Genomic DNA, 16,842 nt, shown 5'->3' with positions numbered 1-16,842 from the left:
GGGAATCAAAGGGCGGAAGAAGGCCGTGCCGCCGCAGGCTCGGCCAGCCGCGCGTACTCGGCCGCCGAGGGCCGCCAGACGATGTCGGCCACCTGCACCTGGCGCGGAATCAGGCCCAGCCGAAAAAATGCATCGGCCACGCGCTGCTGCTCCACCACGGTCTGCGCAGCCAGCAGGCCCACGGGGGAGCTGGGCCGGCGCGCAATGAAGCGGCTGACCACCGCCGCATCCAGGCCGCTGAAACCTGCCACCAGGGCCACGGCCTCCTGCCGTGCGCTCTGGGCCAGGCGATCGGCGCGCGTGAGCTCGTCGAACAGCGCGCGCAGCACCTGCGGATGGCGCTCCACCAGGCCGCGCGCGGCCAGGTAGAACGAGGCGTTGCCCGACAGGCCTTCGCCATTGGCCAGCACGCGCGGGCGAATCGCCAGCTCGGTGGCCGCGTAGAACGGGTCCCAGATGGCCCAGGCGTCCACGCTCTTGCGCTCGAAGGCGGCGCGCGCATCGGCCGGGGCCAGGTAGACGGGCTGGATCTCGTTCCAGGCCAGGCCCGCCTTGTCCAGCGCACGCACCAGCAGGTAATGGGCGCTGGAGCCTTTTTGCAGCGCCACGCGCCGGCCCTTGAGGTCGGCCAGGGCGCGCAGCGGCGAGTCCGACGGCACGAGGATGGCCGAGCTTTCGGGCTTGGGCGGCTCGGCGCCCACGTACAGCAGGTCACGGCCCGCGGCCTGGGCAAAGACCGGGGGTGAATCGCCGGTCAGGCCGAAATCCAGGCTGCCGGCGGCCAGGGCCTCCAGCAGCTGGGGGCCGGCCGGAAACTCCAGCCAGCTGACCTTGGTGCCCGCAAAGCGCTTTTCCAGCACGCCTTGCTGCTTGAGGATGACCAGGTTGACGGCCGACTTCTGGTAGCCGATGCGCAACTGCTCGGGCCCGGCCACGGCGGCCGGCGTCTCGGCGCGTGCGTACTGGCCGGCCAGGCTCCAGCTGAAGGCGGTGGTGCCCAGCAGTTGCAGGGCCTGGCGGCGCACGCGGTCCAGGCGGGGCTTCTTGGAATTGGCATTCATGGTGCGGACTCCTTGCAGTGGGCTCAGGGACGCGACGCGATCAGGTCCACGGGCGCGGCATGCAGCAGGTTGAGCTTGCGGGGGATGAGCTTGAGTTCGAAGAAGGTGTCGGCGATCTGCTGCTGCTCGGCCAGGATCTCGCGCGTCACGGACGAGGTGCCGAAGCGGGCACGGCTCAGGTACAGCTCGGTGATGGACTTGTCCAGGCCCAGGATGCTGGACAGCTCGGCGGCAGCGGCCGTCTGGTTCTTCGAGGCCCAGCGGTCAATCCCATCGACCTCTTCGATGGCAATGCGCAGCACATCGGCATTGTGCGTGGCGAAATCGCGCGAGGTGAAGTAGTAGGCGCGGTTGTTGACCACGCCCGTGGCATCGGCCAGCAGGCGGGCGTCCAGCGTCTTTTGCGCGGCAGCCAGGAAGGGGTCCCAGATCAGCCAGGCATCGACGGAGCCACGCTCGAAGGCGGCGCGCGCATCGGCCGGCGCCAGGAAGACGGACTGCACATCGCCGTACTTCAAGCCATGCTTTTCCAGCAGCTTGACCAGGAAGTACTGCACGTTCGAGCCCTTGTTGTAGGCCACGCGCTTGCCCTTGAGGTCCTGCACGCTGCGGATGGGCGAGTCCTTGGGCACGATCACCGCCTCCAGCCCGGGGCGCGGCACGGTGGCGCCCGCATAGACCAAAGGTGCGCCTGCGGCCTGCGCAAAGATGGGCGGGGCCTCGCCCACATCGCCGAAGTCGATGGAGCCCACGTTCAGCGCCTCCAGCTGCACGGGGCCGGCGTTGAACTCGATCCAGCGCACCGACACGCCCAGCGGCGCCAGCCGCTTTTCCAGCGTGCCCCGGCTCTTCAGGATGGACAGCCAGCCCTTTTGGTGGCCCACGCGCAGCACGCGGTCACCCGCCTTGTCCTGGGCCAGGGCCGGACCGCCCACCGTGGCGACTGCTGCGGCAAGGCCCGCGCCCAGCAGCTGGCGTCGGCGCCAGTTGGCTGTGTGTCGGGGGAAAGAATCAAACGAGACCATGACGGACATCCTTGGAAGAGTGGTGCGTGGTGCGTGGCGCAGGCAAAGCGCTGCCCATGCATGCGCGCGGCATGCAGCCAGAAAACAAAAAGGGAAGGCGGAGCAAGGGGCAGCCGCCTGCAGGACCAGGCCTGCAGACGCGCCGCACGGAGTCGTCAGGTGCTACATCGCCGGCTGGCGAAGGCCACGGTCTCGAAGCGAGGAAAAGAGCTGGATGCCACCACGCCTGTCTGCGCCGTGCGGCGCGGGGCCTGCAAAGAGTGGCGGGAAGTCAGCAAGATGGACATGGCGGATCGTGGTAATTGGCAGAGATCTGGGAAAGCGGGTGAATTCAGTGGGTGGGCGCCGGCCGGGCCGGCGCACCGCACTCACTTCTTGGTGTAGATCTGGTCGAAGCTGCCGCCGTCGGCAAAGTGGTCCTTGTCGGCCTTGGCCCAGCCGCCAAAGGCCTGGTCGATGGTGACCAGCTCCAGCTTGGGGAACTTGTCCGCGAATTCGGCCTTGACCTTGGCATCGGTGGGACGGTAGTAGTTGCGGCCGGCGATGCGCTGGCCTTCCTCGGAGTACAGGTACTTCAGGTACTCCTCGGCCACGGCGCGTGTGCCCTTCTTGTCCACGACCTTGTCGACCACGGCCACCGAAGGCTCGGCCAGGATGGACAGCGAAGGCACGACGATCTGGAACTTGTCGGGACCGAACTCCTTGAGCGCCAGGAAGGCCTCGTTCTCCCAGGCCAGCAGCACATCGCCCACGCCGCGCTGCACGAAGGTGATGGTGGCGCCGCGCGCGCCCGTGTCCAGCACGGGCACGTTCTTGAACAGCTTGCCGATGAAGTCCTTGGCCTGTGCGTCGCCGCCGTACTTGCGCTTGGCGAATTCCCAGGCGGCCAGGTAGTTCCAGCGCGCACCGCCGCTGGTCTTGGGGTTGGGCGTGATCACCTGCACGCCAGGCTTGACCAGGTCGTCCCAGTCCTTGAGGTTCTTGGGATTGCCCTTCTTCACCAGGAAGACGATGGTGGAGCTGTAGGGCGCCGAGTTGTGAGGCAGGCGCTTTTGCCAGTCGGCCTTGAGCAGGTTGCCGTTCTTGACCAGGGCGTCGATGTCGCCGGCCAGCGCCAGCGTGGCCACGTCGGCGTCGATGCCGTCGATGATGGAACGCGCCTGCTTGCCCGAGCCGCCGTGCGACTGCTTGACGCTCACGTCCTGCCCGCTCTTGGCCTTCCAGTGCTTGGCGAAGGCCTGGTTGTATTCCACGTACAGCTCGCGCGTCGGATCGTAGGAGACATTGAGCAGTTGCACCGACTGGGCCAACGCCGGCAGAGCCGACAGGGTCAAGCCCGCGATCAGGCCGGCGGCAACAGGAAACTTGATAAAGTGGCGGCGAATTTTCATTGGAGTGTCGGTAGAGAGTGGAGACGACGGTCTGGTGCCGTGGAAAGCATTCTCAAAGCCAACTCTTAAAACTCAAACCAATAAGATTTCAGTTTGTTATTCCCAAAACATCTGAATCTCTGCAAGACAAGGACTCAATTCCCCATGGCACGTACCGTTCACTGCATCAAGCTTGGCGTTGACGCTGAAGGCCTGGATTTCCCGCCCTACCCCGGCGAGCTGGGCAAGCGCATTTTTGAAGGCGTGAGCAAGCAGGCCTGGGCCGACTGGCTCAAGCACCAGACGATGCTGGTCAACGAAAACCGCCTGAACCTGGCCGACGCACGCGCCCGCCAGTACCTGGCCCGCCAGATGGAAAACCACTTCTTCGGCGGCGGCGCCGATGCGGCGGCCGGCTACGTGCCTCCTACGGCCTGAGCCGCTTCGTGCCCTTTCACCGCCCCCGTCGCACCGCGCCGGGGGCGGTTTCATTTGCGGTGCCGCAAACGGCCGCCGCCCAGAGACCGCCTACAATGCCCGCCTTCTTGCGCTGGACGGCGCAGTGGCCGCACACCCTGCGGCGCGGGCCGGTCTTCATCCGAGGTTTTCCGTGCTTCCATCCGTCTCCCTGCTGGAATCGTTCCAGGCATCGCAGTTCACCGTCATGCTGGTGATCTACCTCGTGGCCATCACGGCCGAAGCCATGTCGGGCGCGCTGGCGGCGGGCCGGCGCAACATGGACATCTTCGGCGTGGCCGTGATCGCCTTCGTTACCGCGCTGGGCGGCGGCACCATCCGCGACATGGTGCTGGGCCACTACCCCATCGGCTGGACGCAGCACCCTGAATATGTCTACCTGGTCATCTCGGCCGGGCTGCTGACCATCGTCGTGGCGCGCCACATGCACCATCTCAAGCAGGTCTTCCTGCTGCTGGACGCCATGGGGCTGATCGCCTTCTCGCTGATCGGCTGCAACGTGGCGCTGGAGCTGGGCTACCCGCCCGTGGTGGTGGTGATGTCGGGCATGTTGACCGGCATCAGCGGCGGCATTCTGCGCGACGTGCTGTGCAACCAGGTGCCGGTCGTCTTCCGGCGCGAGCTGTACGCCAGCGTGTCCCTGGCCGTGTGCCTGCTGTTCCTGGGGCTGCGCACGCTGGAAGTGGGCTCCAACCTCAGCACCGTCGTCTGCTTTGCCGGCGGACTCACGCTGCGCCTGGCCGCCATCCGCTTCAAGTGGCGCCTGCCCGTGTTCTCCTACCAGCAGCGCTGGGAGGAGTAGTTCTGCCCCTTGCCCATGTCCGAACCCATTGAATGGCTGCCCGATGGCACGCCCTACAGCCCGCGCTTCGGCGACCGCTACCACAGCGAACTCGGCGGCCTGGACCAGGCCCGCCACGTCTTTCTGGGCGGCTGCGGCCTGCCGGCGGCCTGGGCCGATGCGCCGCAATGGCGCATCCTGGAGACCGGTTTCGGGTTCGGGCTGAATTTCCTCGTGGCCTGGGAAGCCTGGAAGGCCGATCCCCGGCGCCCGAGGCTGCTGCATTTCGTCTCGGCCGAAGCCTTTCCCGTCAGCGCCGACGCCATGCGCCAGGCCATGCCGCGCAAGCCAGGATTGCGCCTGCTGGCCGAGGAGCTGGCCACCCGGTTCCAGGGCCTGCTGCCCGGCGTGCACCGCCTCGCCTTCGAGCAGGGCCGCGTGCTGCTGACGCTGTACATCGGCGATGCCCAGGCCATGCTGCGGCGCCAGCAGCTCACGGCCGACAGCATCTACCTGGACGGCTTCACGCCGGAACTCAACCCCGACCTCTGGAGCGCCGATACCCTGCGCGCGCTGGCGCGCCATTGCCGGCGCGGCACGCAGCTGTCCACCTGGTGCGTGGCGCGCACGGTGCGCGATGGCCTGGCACAGCACGGCTTTCAGGTGCGCAAGGTCGATGGCGTCCCACCCAAGCGCCACAACCTGCATGCCGTCTTCGACCCGGCCTGGCAACCGCGCGGGCCGCGCGGGCCGCGCGGGCCGGGAGCACAGCCGCAGGAACCCATCACCCCACGGCGCTGCATGGTGCTGGGTGCAGGCATCGCCGGTGCGGCCGCCGCCGCCAGCCTGTCGCGCCGTGGCTGGCAGGTCACCGTGCTGGATGCTGCCGACGCGCCTGCAGCGGGCGCCTCGGCCCTGCCCGCGGGCCTGTTCTGCCCCCATGTCTCGCCCGATGACAGCCTGCTGTCCCGCCTGAGCCGCGACGGCGCACGCCTGACCCTGGCGCAGCTGCAAATGCTCTCCGGCCAGGGCCTGCTGCAACCGGGCACGGACTGGTGCGATACCGGCGTGCTGGAGCACGGCGTGGAAGCCGCCCCGCGGCTGCCGCGCGACTGGCAATCCCCCGGCCCGGGCGACCACTGGAGCCGGCCCGCAAGCGCCGATCAACTCTCGGCGGCCGGCCTGCCCGCCGACGCCCCGGCCTGCTGGCATGCGCAAGCTGGCTGGGTACGCCCGGCGCGGCTGGTGCAGGCGCAACTGGCGCTGCCGGGCGTGCGCTGGCAGGGCCGCGCCTGCGTGGCGCGTCTTGCACGCACCGACACAGCCGGTGGCGCGCCCGTCTGGCAGGCCCTGGATGCACAGGGCAATCTGTTGGCCGAGGCTGAACTGGTCGTTCTCGCACTGGGCCCCGCAACCAATGCGCTGCTGGAGCACAGCCTGGGTGCGCAGGCCGCCTGGCCGCTGCAGGCCATTCGCGGCCAGGTCAGCTGGGATGTGCACACCCCGGCCAGCGCACAGGCCATGCCGCCCTTTCCTGTCAACGGCCATGGCAACCTGGTGCCTGCCATGCCGCTGCCCGGCGATGCAGCCGGGCCAGGCTGGGTCATGGGATCGACCTTCGAGCGCGACCAGACCGCGCTGCCGCCCAGCCCCGGAGACCAGGCCGCCGCCCATGCAGCCAATGGCGCCAAGCTGGCGCAGCTGCTGCCACGTGCCTACCAGGGCCTGCAAGGCTTCTTCGACGCGCCACCGCGCGCCACCTGGGGCGCCGTGCGCGTGGCCTCGCCAGACCGGCTGCCCGTGGTCGGACCGGTGTCCGACCAGGCTCCCGGCCTGTGGGCGCTGACGGCCATGGGCTCGCGCGGGCTCACGCTGTCGCTGCTGTGCGGCGAGCTGCTGGCAGCACGCCTGCACGACGAACCGCTGCCCCTGGATGCCAGGCTGGCGGCTGCCCTGGCCAGCGAACGCCTGGGCCGCAGGCGCTGAGCCGCTGAACCGCCCGGCCGCTGGACGGCCGGGCATTCACACAACGGCCTGAAAGAAAACCCGAGTCTTCCCGCAGACGGTTTTTTGTCATTCGTTATGTTTATCAGTACATATCGCTAGAATCCGGAACCTGTTTTCAAAAGGAAACAACCAGCCGCTCCGCGTCCACTCACACAACCACCGAAAATCGTGCCCCTCCAGCCCCGCTACAGCGCCCCAGCCTCCTCTCCTGCCTTCCGCCTGCAGTCCACGCTGGCCCACGCCCTGCTGCTTGCGGGCCTGGCCGCCAGCACCCAGGCACAAGCCCAATCGGTCACGTCCGCAGCACAGGCTTCGCAGACCTTCCAGCTGGGCACGGTCGATGTGCGCGATGATCGTGAAGAGCGCGACGCCATATCTAACCATGAACAACGAACGGACGCCGCCGAGATGCGCCGGCGCAATGCAGACACCGTGGCCGATGCCGTGCGCCTGCTGCCGGGCGCCACGCTGTCGCGTAACAATCGCAACGAGGAAATGATCTACCTGCGCGGCTTCGATCCGCGCCAGGTGCCGGTCTTCGTGGACGGCGTGCCGCTGTACGTGCCCTATGACGGCTATGTGGACTTCGGCCGCTTCACCACGTTCGACCTGTCCGAGATCCGCGTGGCCAAGGCTGGCGCCTCGCTGATGTATGGCCCCAATACGCTGGGCGGCGCCATCAACCTGGTCACGCGCAAGCCGGTCAAATCCGTCGAGGGCGATGCGCGCATCGGCGCAGGCGCAGGCGGCGAACGCAAGGCCGCCGTGAACCTGGGCGGCAATCTGGGCTCCTGGTACTACCAGCTTGGCGCCTCCTACCTGGACGCGGACAGTTTTCCGCTGCCCAAGGGCTTCAAGGACTTCAAGAAGCAGCCCACCGACACGGGCAACTACCGCGACAACGCCTACCGCACGGACAGGCGGCTGTCGTTCAAGCTGGGCCTGACGCCCAATGCCACGGACGAATACGCGCTGGGCTATGTGCGCCAGGAAGGCGAGAAGGGCAACCCCGTGTACACCGGCAGCGCCACGGGCAAGAACGTCATCCGCTACTGGCGCTGGCCCTATTGGGACAAGGACAGCGTGTACTTTCTGAGCACCACGCGCATCAATGCCGACAACCTGCTCAAGACACGCATCTACCACGACACCTACCAAAACGGCCTGGACATGTACACGGACGCGAGCTACTCGCGCCATGACCCCACCAGCAGCTACAAGGACATGAGCCAGGGCGCCAGCGTCGAGTGGGCCAACTACAGTTTCAAGGGCCATGCGCTGCGCCTGGGCGCGCACTACAAGATCGACGAGCACACCGACGCTGCCTCGGCCAAGGACCCCAGCAAGCACTACCGCGACGTGACGCGCTCCCTGGTGGTCGAGGACACGATCTCCCTGGCCGAGCGCTGGAGCCTGAACCTGGCGCTCAGCCACGACCAGCGCGATGCGCGCGAGGTCTACCAGTGGCCCACGGGCTCGGCCAGCGCCACCAATGGCGTGGCCAAGCTCGGCTATGCGCTGGGCGGTGGCAGCGAGGCGTATTTCATCGCCTCGCACAAGACGCGCTTTCCCACCATCAAGGACCGCTACTCGGCACGCATGGGCACGGCCCTGGCCAACCCCGACCTGCAGCCCGAGACCGCCAACCACCTGGAGCTGGGCGTCAGCGGCTCACCCTGGCAGGGCGGCCAGGGCCAGGCCGCGCTGTTCTACAGCCGCGTGCGCAACCAGATCCAGACCGTGGTCGTGGCCTCGGCCGAATGCGGCGGCACCACCTGCAACCAGGCGCAGAACGTGGGGCGCACGCGCAACATCGGCATGGAGCTGTCCCTGGCCCAGCAACTGTCCGCGCAATGGGGCGTGAACGCCGGCTACACCTACCTGAACCGCCGCAACACCAGCGACTCCAGCATCACGCTGACCCACACGCCACGCCACCGCCTGCTGGCCGGCGTTCAGTGGCGTCCGCTGGCGCAGTGGGAATTCAATGCCGAGGTCGAGACCGAGAAGGGCCGCTACGTGCCGCTGTCGGGCAGCGGCCAGCTGCAGACGCTCAAGCTGCCCGGCTACGGCATTGCCAACCTGCGCGCACGCTACAAGCCGCGCAGCGACATCACCGTGGACTTTGGCGTGGCCAATATCGGCGACAAGTGGTACCAGTTCGATGACGGCCTGCCCATGCCGGGCCGCAGCTGGTATGTCAACCTGGGCTATCACTTCTGAGGAGCGGACCTGGCGCGAAGCGCCCGCCCACGCCTGCCTGCGCTCCGGGTCCAGCCAAGCTGCCCATGGTCAACGACACCGGGGTCGGGCAGGAGTACAACAGCCCCATTGATACGCATCAACCTGCATGCCATGAACCCGCCCTTCACCACCCTGCCCCTGGCCGCCCTGGTCCATCCCGACGACGAGCATGCAATGGAGCTGCTGCTCGAACGCGTGGCGCGCCGCCTGCAAGGCGCGGGCTGGCGCGTGGGCGGCCTGGTGCATCGCCAGGACCGCTATGCCAACGGCAACAAGCGCATGCAGCTGTTCGACCTGCGCAGTGACCGCCAATTCGAGCTGTCCCAGGACCTGGGCTGCGCCTCGCGCGCCTGCAGTCTCAACCCCCAGGCCCTGGCCCAGGCCAGCGCCGTGCTGCGCCAGGCGCTGGACGATGGCGTGGATCTGGTGGTGATCAACCGCTTCGGCATCGTCGAGGCCTCGGGGCAAGGCTTTGCCGCAGAATTCGCGGCCTTTGTCGAGGCCGGCACGCCCGTGCTCACGGCCGTCGCGGCCCGCCATCTTGAAGACTGGCGCAGGTACACCGGCAGCCTGCATGCCGAGCTGGCAGCCGATGAGGTGCAGATCGAGCAATGGTGCCAGGCACAGCTTGAGCGCCGTGGCTGCGCCAGCCCCATCCCCTGACTTTCATGACCGATCTTCTGTTCACCCGCCGCCGCTGGCTGGGCCAGGCCATGGCGACACTGGCCTCATCGGCTCTTGTTTCCGGCCATGCCCAGACCACGACCATTGCCGCGCGCATAGGCCAGATACCGGACGCGACCAAACTGCGCCGGGTGTTTGCTGCCGGCCCCCCCGCAGGCGTGCTGGTGGCCACGCTGGCACCGCACAAGCTGCTGGGCTGGCCCCAGCAGCTGGACGGTGTCTCGCGCGCCTATCTGGGGCCCACGCTGCAGGCGCTGCCGCACCTGGGCCGCCTGTCCGGGCGCGGCAGCACCATGCCGCTGGAGTCGCTGCTGAAGCTGCAGCCCGACCTGGTGCTGGACGCCGGCACGGCCGATGCCACCTATATCTCTGCCACCGAGCGGCTGGCGCGCCAGACCGGCCTGCCCTGCGTGCTGATCCAGGGCTCGCTGGCCGACCACGCACGCCAGTTGCGCGAGGTCGGCGCCCTGCTGGGCGAGGCCGCACGTGGCGAAACCCTGGCCCGCCATGCCGATGCCGTGGCGGCGCTGGCGCAGCGTGCCACCCAGGGCATGGCACCGGCCGAGCGCCCGCGCGTGTATTTCGCGCGCAGCGCCAACGGCTTGGAGACAGGGCTGGCGGGCTCCATCAATGTGGAAGCCGTCGAGTACGCGGGCGGGCGCAATGTGGCCGCCGATGCAGGGCGTGGCGGGCTCACGCGCGTGTCCATGGAGCAGATCCTGGCCTGGGACCCGCAGGTCATCGTCACGCAGGAACCCGGCCTTGCCGAGCGCATGCGCCAGGACCCGCTGTGGCGCGGCGTGGCCGCCGTGCGCTCGGGCCGCGTGCACTGCGCGCCGGTCTGGCCCTTCGGCTGGCTGGATGGTCCGCCCGGCGTCAACCGGCTCATCGGCGTGCGCTGGTTGCTGGAAAAGCTCCACCCGCAGGCGCCGGCCCTGCAGGGACTGCCGCCGTTGGAACGCGAGGTGCGCGACTTCTACCGCCTGTTCTACGGCGCCGACCTGTCGCCCGCAGCGCTGGGCAGGCTGATGGAGACTGCGCGTTGATGCCTGCCACAGGCCGCCGCCTGGGGTGGGTGCTCGCGCTGGCCTTGCTGGCCGCCGTGCTGCTGTGGGCGCTGGCGGCGGGTCAGTTCTCCATCGCGCCGCAACAGCTGTGGCAGTCGCTGCTGGCGCGCGCCACGGGCACGGCGTCCCCCTTGTCCGCCAGCGCCGAGACCGTGCTCTGGAACATCCGCCTGCCACGCATCGCCGCAGGCCTGGCCGTGGGCGCCACGCTGGCGGCGGCAGGCGCAGCCTACCAGGGCATGTTCCGCAACCCGCTGGTCTCGCCCGACATCCTGGGCGTCTCGGCCGGTGCCGGCCTGGGCGCAGTGCTGGGCATCTTCCTGGGCTGGTCCATGGCGGCCGTGCAGGCCCTGGCCTTTGGCGGCGGGCTGGCCGCCGTGGCCGTGGTGGTGGCCATCAGCGCCAGCGTGCGCCGCCATGACCCGGTGCTGGTCCTGGTGCTGGCCGGCATTGCGCTGGGCGCGCTGCTGGGCGCGGGCATCGCCCTGGTCAAGACGCTGGCCGACCCCAATACGCAGCTGCCATCCATCACCTTCTGGCTCATGGGCGGCCTGAGCGCCGTGACCCTGCCCGAGCTGGGTGCCACGGCACCCGTGATGCTGTGCGCCCTGCTGCCCCTGATGCTGCTGCGCTGGCGCATCAACCTGCTGGGCCTGCCTGACGAGGAGGCGCTGGCCCTGGGCGTGCCCGTGGCACGCCTGCGCCTGCTGCTGGTGGCCTGTGCCACGCTGGGCACGGCGGCCGCCGTATCGCTGGCCGGCATCGTCGGCTGGGTGGGGCTGGTGGTGCCGCATGTGGCGCGCCTGCTGGTCGGCCCCAATTTTGTGCGCCTGCTGCCGGCCTCGGCGCTGCTGGGCGCTGGCTTCGTGGTGGCGGCCGACACGCTGGCGCGCAGTGCGGCACGCATCGAGCTGCCGCTGGGCATTCTCACGGCCCTGGTCGGCGCGCCTTTCTTCCTCTACCTGCTGTCGCGCACGGGCCGCAATGACTGAAATGCCGACGGCGCCCGTGCTGCAGACGCTGGCCCTGGCCACGGGCCATGGGCGCCGGCGCGTCAGCCAGGGGCTGGACCTGGCCATCACCGCAGGCGAGGTGCTGTGCCTGCTGGGCCCCAACGGCTGCGGCAAGACCACGCTGTTCCGCACCGTGCTGGGCCTGCTGGCGCCGCTGGCCGGAGAGGTGCGCGTGCAGGGCCAGCCCGTGCACAGCTGGCCGCGTGCCGAGTTTGCGCGGCGCGTGGGCTATGTGCCCCAGGCTCAGGCCGGCGTCTTCGGCTTCGAAGCGCTGGACATGGTGCTCATGGGCCGTGCCGCGCGCCTGCCTGCGCTGGCACGGCCTTCAAGTGCCGACCGTGCCCTGGCGCTGGGCTGCCTGGAGCAGTTGGGCGTCGCCCATCTGGCGCTGCGTCCCTACACCGAGCTGAGCGGCGGCGAGCGCCAGCTGGTGCTGATCGCACGCGCCCTGGCCCAGGAGCCCGCGCTGCTGGTCATGGACGAGCCCACGGCCAGCCTGGACTTCGGCAACCAGATCCGCGTGCTGGACCAGATTGCCACGCTGCGTGCACGCGGCATGGCCGTGCTGCTGTCCACCCACCAGCCCGAGCATGCGCTGCAGGTGGCCGACCGCATCGCCCTGCTGGGCCGCGGTGGCCTGCAGGCCTGCGGTGCGGCGGCGCAGGTGGCGACACCGGCCGCGTTGGCTGCGCTCTATGGGGTGAGCGAGGCGGCGGTGGCGGCGCGGCTGCCCGCAGACCTGGACAGGCGCAGCGTTGGCATTTAGTGCTTGGGAACGGGCAGCCTCCAGCCAGGCGGGGGCTGCAGCGGGCGGCCTGCGTCCTTGAGCATGCGCTCCAGCAGTTGCTGTTCGCTGTGGATGGAGGAATCGGACAACAGCCGGACAAACGGATCGCCACCCGCCTGCATGCTCAGTGGGTTGGACTCGTGCATCAGCCAGTCCAGCTGATGCCGCCGGGATTGCACTGCAGCGCGCTCGGCCGGGGTTTTGGCAAGCCAGCGCCGTATCGCCAGCCCAAAGGCCTCATCCAGCACGGTGGATGAGCGTTCCGTCATCAGGTGCGCCACATGCAGGCAGTCGGCATCTCGCGCCGGGGCATCGCCCCGCTTTTCGGGTTTGCAGGCATCGATCAGGGTCCGGTAGCCCGGCAGTTCAAAGGCCGCCCAGATGCCCATGGCCGTGATGGCAGCGCCTTCCTCGGGGCGGTAGGGCTGCCCACCTCCAAACGCCTGCAACTCCTCGGCCGTGGGCGGGTGTTTGAGCAGCGCCGACTGCATCCAGCGCACGCCCTCATACATGTGCAGGTCCGCATAGCGGCTTTCGCGCGCGGCAGTCAGCAACTCCTGCGGCCCCAGCGCCTGCCACATCAGCGCAGTGAGATTGCTGGGTTCCAGCGCCAGCCAGCGGCGCGCAGCCTGCGCCCGCAACTCGCCTTCACGTTCAGGCGCCCTGGCAGCCAGCAGTTGGTAGGCCAGCACGTCCTGCCCGGCCCGCTCCAAGGCGGCCTGGCGCCATTGCGGGGCTCGGCTGTCGGCATCCTCTTGCAGGAAGGGCGGGATCGACAGATTGATCAGGATGGCTGCGAGGGCCAGATCGCGCCCGCTGCCGGAACCGGCCAACTGCGCCGCCACGCGGTGCAGATACGCATCCCAGGCTGATTCCCGTGCGGATTCGTCGGGTTCAGGCGTGTCAGCTGTGTGCGCTGCTGACAACGGAGACGGCGGCTGTGCCGGCTGCTGGGCCTGCGACTGAGCAGCAGTTGCCAATGCCAAGGACAGCCCGATGGCAACCAAGCGGTTTCGCATTCTGAAATCCTCCCTCTGGCCGGAAAGCATATCGGCCACTCATGCGTTTGGCATGTCCAGCCCCGCAAAGTCTGCTGCCATTCACTTATATCCATATCCACATACTTGCAGGACAAAACAATCGTTTGCTTCTATAAGGCCATTGCTTACATTCCCCTCCATGCAGGGTTCTGTGCGCGTGTCCCGCAAGTGCCTCGGTGCCACGCGATGAGCCCCTGCACCGCCGCCACTGGCGGCAGTCGAAGACCCCACATCCGAAGCGCCATGTACCAATACACCGAATTCGACAAACAGTTCATCCGCCTGCGCGCCGAGCAGTTCCGTGACCAGCTCGAACGCTGGCAGGCCGGCAAGCTCTCGGAGGATGAGTTCAAGCCCCTGCGCCTGCAAAACGGCTGGTATGTGCAGCGCTACGCGCCCATGCTGCGCGTGGCCGTTCCCTATGGCGAGCTGTCCAGCGCCCAGCTGCGCGTGCTGGCCCGCGTGGCCCGCGAGTACGACCAGCCCGACGCCGCCCTGCTGGCCGAGGCCCGCGCCACCCAGGCCAAGCTGGGCGACATTCCCCTGCACGACGGCCGCCGCATCGGCTCCGACCTGAAGTTCGGCTACGGCCACTTCACCACGCGCACCAACGTGCAGTACAACTGGATTCCGCTGTCCAAGGCCGCCGACGTGATGGACCTGCTGGCCAGCGTGAACCTGCACGGCATCCAGACCAGCGGCAACTGCATCCGCAACATCAACAGCGACGCGCTGGCCGGCATTGCCATCGACGAGATCGCCGACCCCCGCCCCTTCACCGAAATCCTGCGCCAGTGGAGCACGCTGCACCCCGAGTTCAGCTTCCTGCCGCGCAAGTTCAAGGTCTCCATCAGCGGCGCCGAGGAAGACCGCGCCGCGCTGGGCTGGTACGACGTGGGCCTGCAGCTGCTCAAGAACGAGGCTGGCGAGCTGGGCTTCAAGGTGCGCGTGGGCGGCGGCATGGGCCGCACGCCCACCATCAGCCCGGTGCTGCGCGAGTTCCTGCCCTGGAACCAGCTGATGAACTACCTGGAAGCCGTGATCCGCGTCTACAACCGCTACGGCCGCCGCGACAACGCCTGGAAGGCGCGCATCAAGATCCTCGTGAAGTCCGAGGGCCAGAACTACATCGACCAGGTCGATGAGGAGTTCCGCCAGATCGTCGAGGTCGAGGGTGGTCCCCACACCATCACGCAAGCCGAGTACGACCGCGTGGCCGCCAATTTCCGCGAGCCCGAGCTGGACCTGTCGCCCGCCAATGCCGAGGCCGAAACCCTGGCCCTGCTGCGCACCGCCGCCGAGGAAGACAAGGACTTCGGCCGCTGGCTGATCAGCAACGTGCGCCCGCACCGCCACCCGCAACTGCGCGCCGTGCTGCTGTCGTTCAAGCGCCTGGGCTACGCGCCCGGCGACGCCACGGCCGACCAGATGGATGCCGCCGCCGAGCTGGCCGACCAGTTCTCGGCCGGCGAGATGCGCGTCACCCACGAGCAGAACCTGCTGCTGCCCTGGGTGCGCCGCGACCAGCTGCCCCAGCTGTACAAGGCGGCCAAGGCCCTGGGCCTGGCCAAGCCCAACATCGGCCTGCTGACCGACATGATCGCCTGCCCCGGCGGCGACTTCTGCTCGCTGGCCAATGCGCGCTCCCTGCCCATTGCCGAGGCCATCACCGAGCGCTACCAGGACCTGGACGAGCTGTGGGACCTGGGCGAGATCGACCTGCACATCAGCGGCTGCATCAACAGCTGCGGCCACCACCACAGCGGCCACATCGGCATCCTGGGCGTGGACAAGGACGGCAAGGAGTGGTATCAGATCACGCTGGGCGGCGCCGACGGCTCCCACCTGTCCGGCCCGGCCACGCCCGGCAAGATCATCGGCCCCTCGTTCAGCGCCGCCGAAGTGCCCGGCGTGATCGAGGCCCTGCTGGCCACCTACCGCGAACAGCGCCAAAGCGAAGGCGGCCGTTTCGAGACCTTCATCGCCACCGTGCGCCGCGTGGGCATCGAACCGTTCAAGGCCGCCGGCAATGCCGCCCGCCACCCCGCCAAGCACACCGAGGAAGCGGCCGCCTGACCCCAGGTGAGAGCCGCAGGAGATCCCCATGAAAATCATCGCCGCCCACGAGCACCAAAGCCCGGCCGAAGGCCAGCAGACTGTCATCGCCCCGGCCAATGACGCCGACCCCTTCACGCTGGACCTGACCGGCGTGCAGCGCATCGACCTGCACTTTCCCAAGTTCACCGACGGCCGCGCCTTCAGCCAGGCCCGCCTGCTGCGCAAGCGCCTGGGCTTCCAGGGAGAAATCCGCGCCACGGGCGACGTGCTGATCGACCAGCTGGTGCAGATGCAGCGCTGCGGCTTCGACGTGGCCGTGCTGCGCGAAGGCGTGGACATCTCCGATGCCCAGCGCCAGCTGGACCGCTTCCACGGCTTCTACCAGGGTGATGCCGTCCATCCCGAGCCCCACTTCGTCAAGGCGGCCTGACATGGGTGCGCAAAGCTTTCTGTCGCGACAGGCATCGGCCAAGGCCACCGAGGTCAACGGCCGAGCCAGCAGCGGCTTTGCCGACAAGCTGGCCGCCACCGAGGCCTTGCTGCGCGAGGCAGCGGCGCTGGGCGCCGAGGCCGTGACGCAGGCCTCCAGCCTGGGCGCCGAGGATGTGGTGATCACCGACATCATCCACCGCCTGGGCCTGGACATCCCCGTCTTCGTGCTGGACACCGGCGCGCTGCACACCGAGACCCTGGCCCTGCTGGAGCGCACCCAGTCGCTGCCCGGCCTGAGCGTCAAGGTCTACCGGCCGCAGCTCGAATCGGTGATCCACTTCATCCGCGACAACGGCCAGGACGCCATGTACCGCAGCATCGAGCTGCGCAAGGCCTGCTGCGGCGTGCGCAAGATGGAGCCGCTGGCGCGCGCGCTGGCCGGCAAGAGCGCCTGGATCACGGGCCTGCGCCGCGAGCAGTCCAATGCCCGCGCCGACGTGCCCGCCGTGGACCGCAGCGAGGTCGAGACCAAGGGCCTGACCAAGTTCAACCCGCTGACCGACTGGACCCAGGGCGATGTCTGGCACTACATCGCCAGCCATGGCGTGGACTACAACCCGCTGCACGACCAGTTCTATCCCAGCATCGGCTGCGCACCCTGCACGCGCGCCGTCAGCCTTGGCGAAGACTTCCGCGCCGGCCGCTGGTGGTGGGAGGACGAAGCGGCCAAGGAATGCGGGCTGCACGCCAAGAAGTGAAACGACAGCGTTTGACACCGATTTGATTGGAAACCAAG

The 16,842-nt window shown here is 68.5% G+C and carries 15 protein-coding genes; 11 read left to right on the top strand and 4 right to left on the bottom strand.

The window, feature by feature from the left end; all coding sequences use genetic code 11:
- Nucleotides 1-5: 5 nt before the first annotated feature.
- The 3 genes from AC5I49_RS01345 to AC5I49_RS01335 form a co-directional block, all read right to left on the bottom strand.
- Entirely contained in the window at nucleotides 6-1,061 is a 1,056-nt protein-coding gene (locus AC5I49_RS01345; protein ID WP_017407895.1) for an aliphatic sulfonate ABC transporter substrate-binding protein, read from the bottom strand.
- 23 nt (nucleotides 1,062-1,084) lie between these two features.
- Nucleotides 1,085-2,086 carry a sulfonate ABC transporter substrate-binding protein gene (locus tag AC5I49_RS01340; RefSeq protein ID WP_495788724.1) on the bottom strand — a complete coding sequence of 334 codons (1,002 nt, stop codon included), beginning with the start codon at nucleotides 2,084-2,086 and terminating at the stop codon, nucleotides 1,085-1,087.
- A 368-nt stretch (nucleotides 2,087-2,454) separates the two neighbouring features.
- Entirely contained in the window at nucleotides 2,455-3,477 is a 1,023-nt protein-coding gene (locus AC5I49_RS01335; RefSeq protein ID WP_012206440.1) for a sulfate ABC transporter substrate-binding protein, read from the bottom strand.
- Between the two features lie 144 nt (nucleotides 3,478-3,621).
- On the opposite strand from AC5I49_RS01335, the gene AC5I49_RS01330 reads away from it, so the two are divergent.
- The 8 genes from AC5I49_RS01330 to AC5I49_RS01295 all read left to right on the top strand — a co-directional run bounded on the left by AC5I49_RS01330 (nucleotide 3,622) and on the right by AC5I49_RS01295 (nucleotide 12,495).
- Nucleotides 3,622-3,894: an oxidative damage protection protein gene (locus tag AC5I49_RS01330; protein WP_012206441.1), complete on the top strand. Its 273-nt coding sequence runs from the start codon at nucleotides 3,622-3,624 to the stop codon at nucleotides 3,892-3,894.
- Between the two features lie 172 nt (nucleotides 3,895-4,066).
- Nucleotides 4,067-4,735, top strand: coding sequence for a trimeric intracellular cation channel family protein (locus AC5I49_RS01325; protein WP_012206442.1), 669 nt, complete (start codon nucleotides 4,067-4,069; stop codon nucleotides 4,733-4,735).
- 15 nt (nucleotides 4,736-4,750) lie between these two features.
- On the top strand, nucleotides 4,751-6,700 hold the full coding sequence (gene mnmC, locus AC5I49_RS01320) for a bifunctional tRNA (5-methylaminomethyl-2-thiouridine)(34)-methyltransferase MnmC2/FAD-dependent 5-carboxymethylaminomethyl-2-thiouridine(34) oxidoreductase MnmC1 (RefSeq protein ID WP_495788723.1): 1,950 nt from the start codon (nucleotides 4,751-4,753) through the stop codon (nucleotides 6,698-6,700).
- A 189-nt stretch (nucleotides 6,701-6,889) separates the two neighbouring features.
- Complete coding sequence (locus tag AC5I49_RS01315) at nucleotides 6,890-8,944, top strand: TonB-dependent receptor plug domain-containing protein (protein ID WP_495788722.1); 2,055 nt, start codon at nucleotides 6,890-6,892, stop codon at nucleotides 8,942-8,944.
- A 132-nt stretch (nucleotides 8,945-9,076) separates the two neighbouring features.
- A complete protein-coding gene (locus tag AC5I49_RS01310; RefSeq protein WP_016448340.1) occupies nucleotides 9,077-9,628 on the top strand; it encodes a DUF2478 domain-containing protein in 552 nt (183 codons plus the stop codon).
- Between the two features lie 5 nt (nucleotides 9,629-9,633).
- Nucleotides 9,634-10,695 carry an iron ABC transporter substrate-binding protein gene (locus AC5I49_RS01305; protein WP_495788721.1) on the top strand — a complete coding sequence of 354 codons (1,062 nt, stop codon included), beginning with the start codon at nucleotides 9,634-9,636 and terminating at the stop codon, nucleotides 10,693-10,695.
- Nucleotides 10,695-11,708, top strand: coding sequence for a FecCD family ABC transporter permease (locus AC5I49_RS01300; RefSeq protein ID WP_216294595.1), 1,014 nt, complete (start codon nucleotides 10,695-10,697; stop codon nucleotides 11,706-11,708). The genes AC5I49_RS01305 and AC5I49_RS01300 overlap by 1 nt, the downstream gene beginning before the upstream one ends.
- A 1-nt stretch (nucleotide 11,709) precedes the next feature.
- Entirely contained in the window at nucleotides 11,710-12,495 is a 786-nt protein-coding gene (locus AC5I49_RS01295) for an ABC transporter ATP-binding protein (protein ID WP_464186890.1), read from the top strand.
- Here AC5I49_RS01295 and AC5I49_RS01290 read toward each other — a convergent pair.
- Complete coding sequence (locus AC5I49_RS01290) at nucleotides 12,492-13,535, bottom strand: hypothetical protein (protein WP_495788720.1); 1,044 nt, start codon at nucleotides 13,533-13,535, stop codon at nucleotides 12,492-12,494. The two genes, AC5I49_RS01295 and AC5I49_RS01290, sit on opposite strands and share 4 nt — an antisense overlap.
- 264 nt (nucleotides 13,536-13,799) lie before the next feature.
- Between AC5I49_RS01290 and AC5I49_RS01285 the strand changes: the two genes are divergently transcribed.
- Genes AC5I49_RS01285 through AC5I49_RS01275 form a run of 3 tightly spaced genes read left to right on the top strand, consistent with a single transcriptional unit; the run spans nucleotide 13,800 to nucleotide 16,804 of the window.
- Nucleotides 13,800-15,632, top strand: a complete 1,833-nt coding sequence (locus tag AC5I49_RS01285; protein WP_016448345.1) for a nitrite/sulfite reductase — start codon at nucleotides 13,800-13,802, stop codon at nucleotides 15,630-15,632.
- A gap of 28 nt (nucleotides 15,633-15,660) precedes the next feature.
- On the top strand, nucleotides 15,661-16,044 hold the full coding sequence (locus AC5I49_RS01280; RefSeq protein ID WP_016448346.1) for a DUF934 domain-containing protein: 384 nt from the start codon (nucleotides 15,661-15,663) through the stop codon (nucleotides 16,042-16,044).
- Between the two features lies 1 nt (nucleotide 16,045).
- Nucleotides 16,046-16,804, top strand: coding sequence for a phosphoadenylyl-sulfate reductase (locus tag AC5I49_RS01275; RefSeq protein WP_013801647.1), 759 nt, complete (start codon nucleotides 16,046-16,048; stop codon nucleotides 16,802-16,804).
- The last annotated feature ends 38 nt before the right edge of the window (nucleotides 16,805-16,842 follow it).

The sequence above is a fragment of the Delftia sp. genome (assembly GCF_059499305.1).
This window is presented reverse-complemented; position numbering and strand designations above follow the sequence as displayed.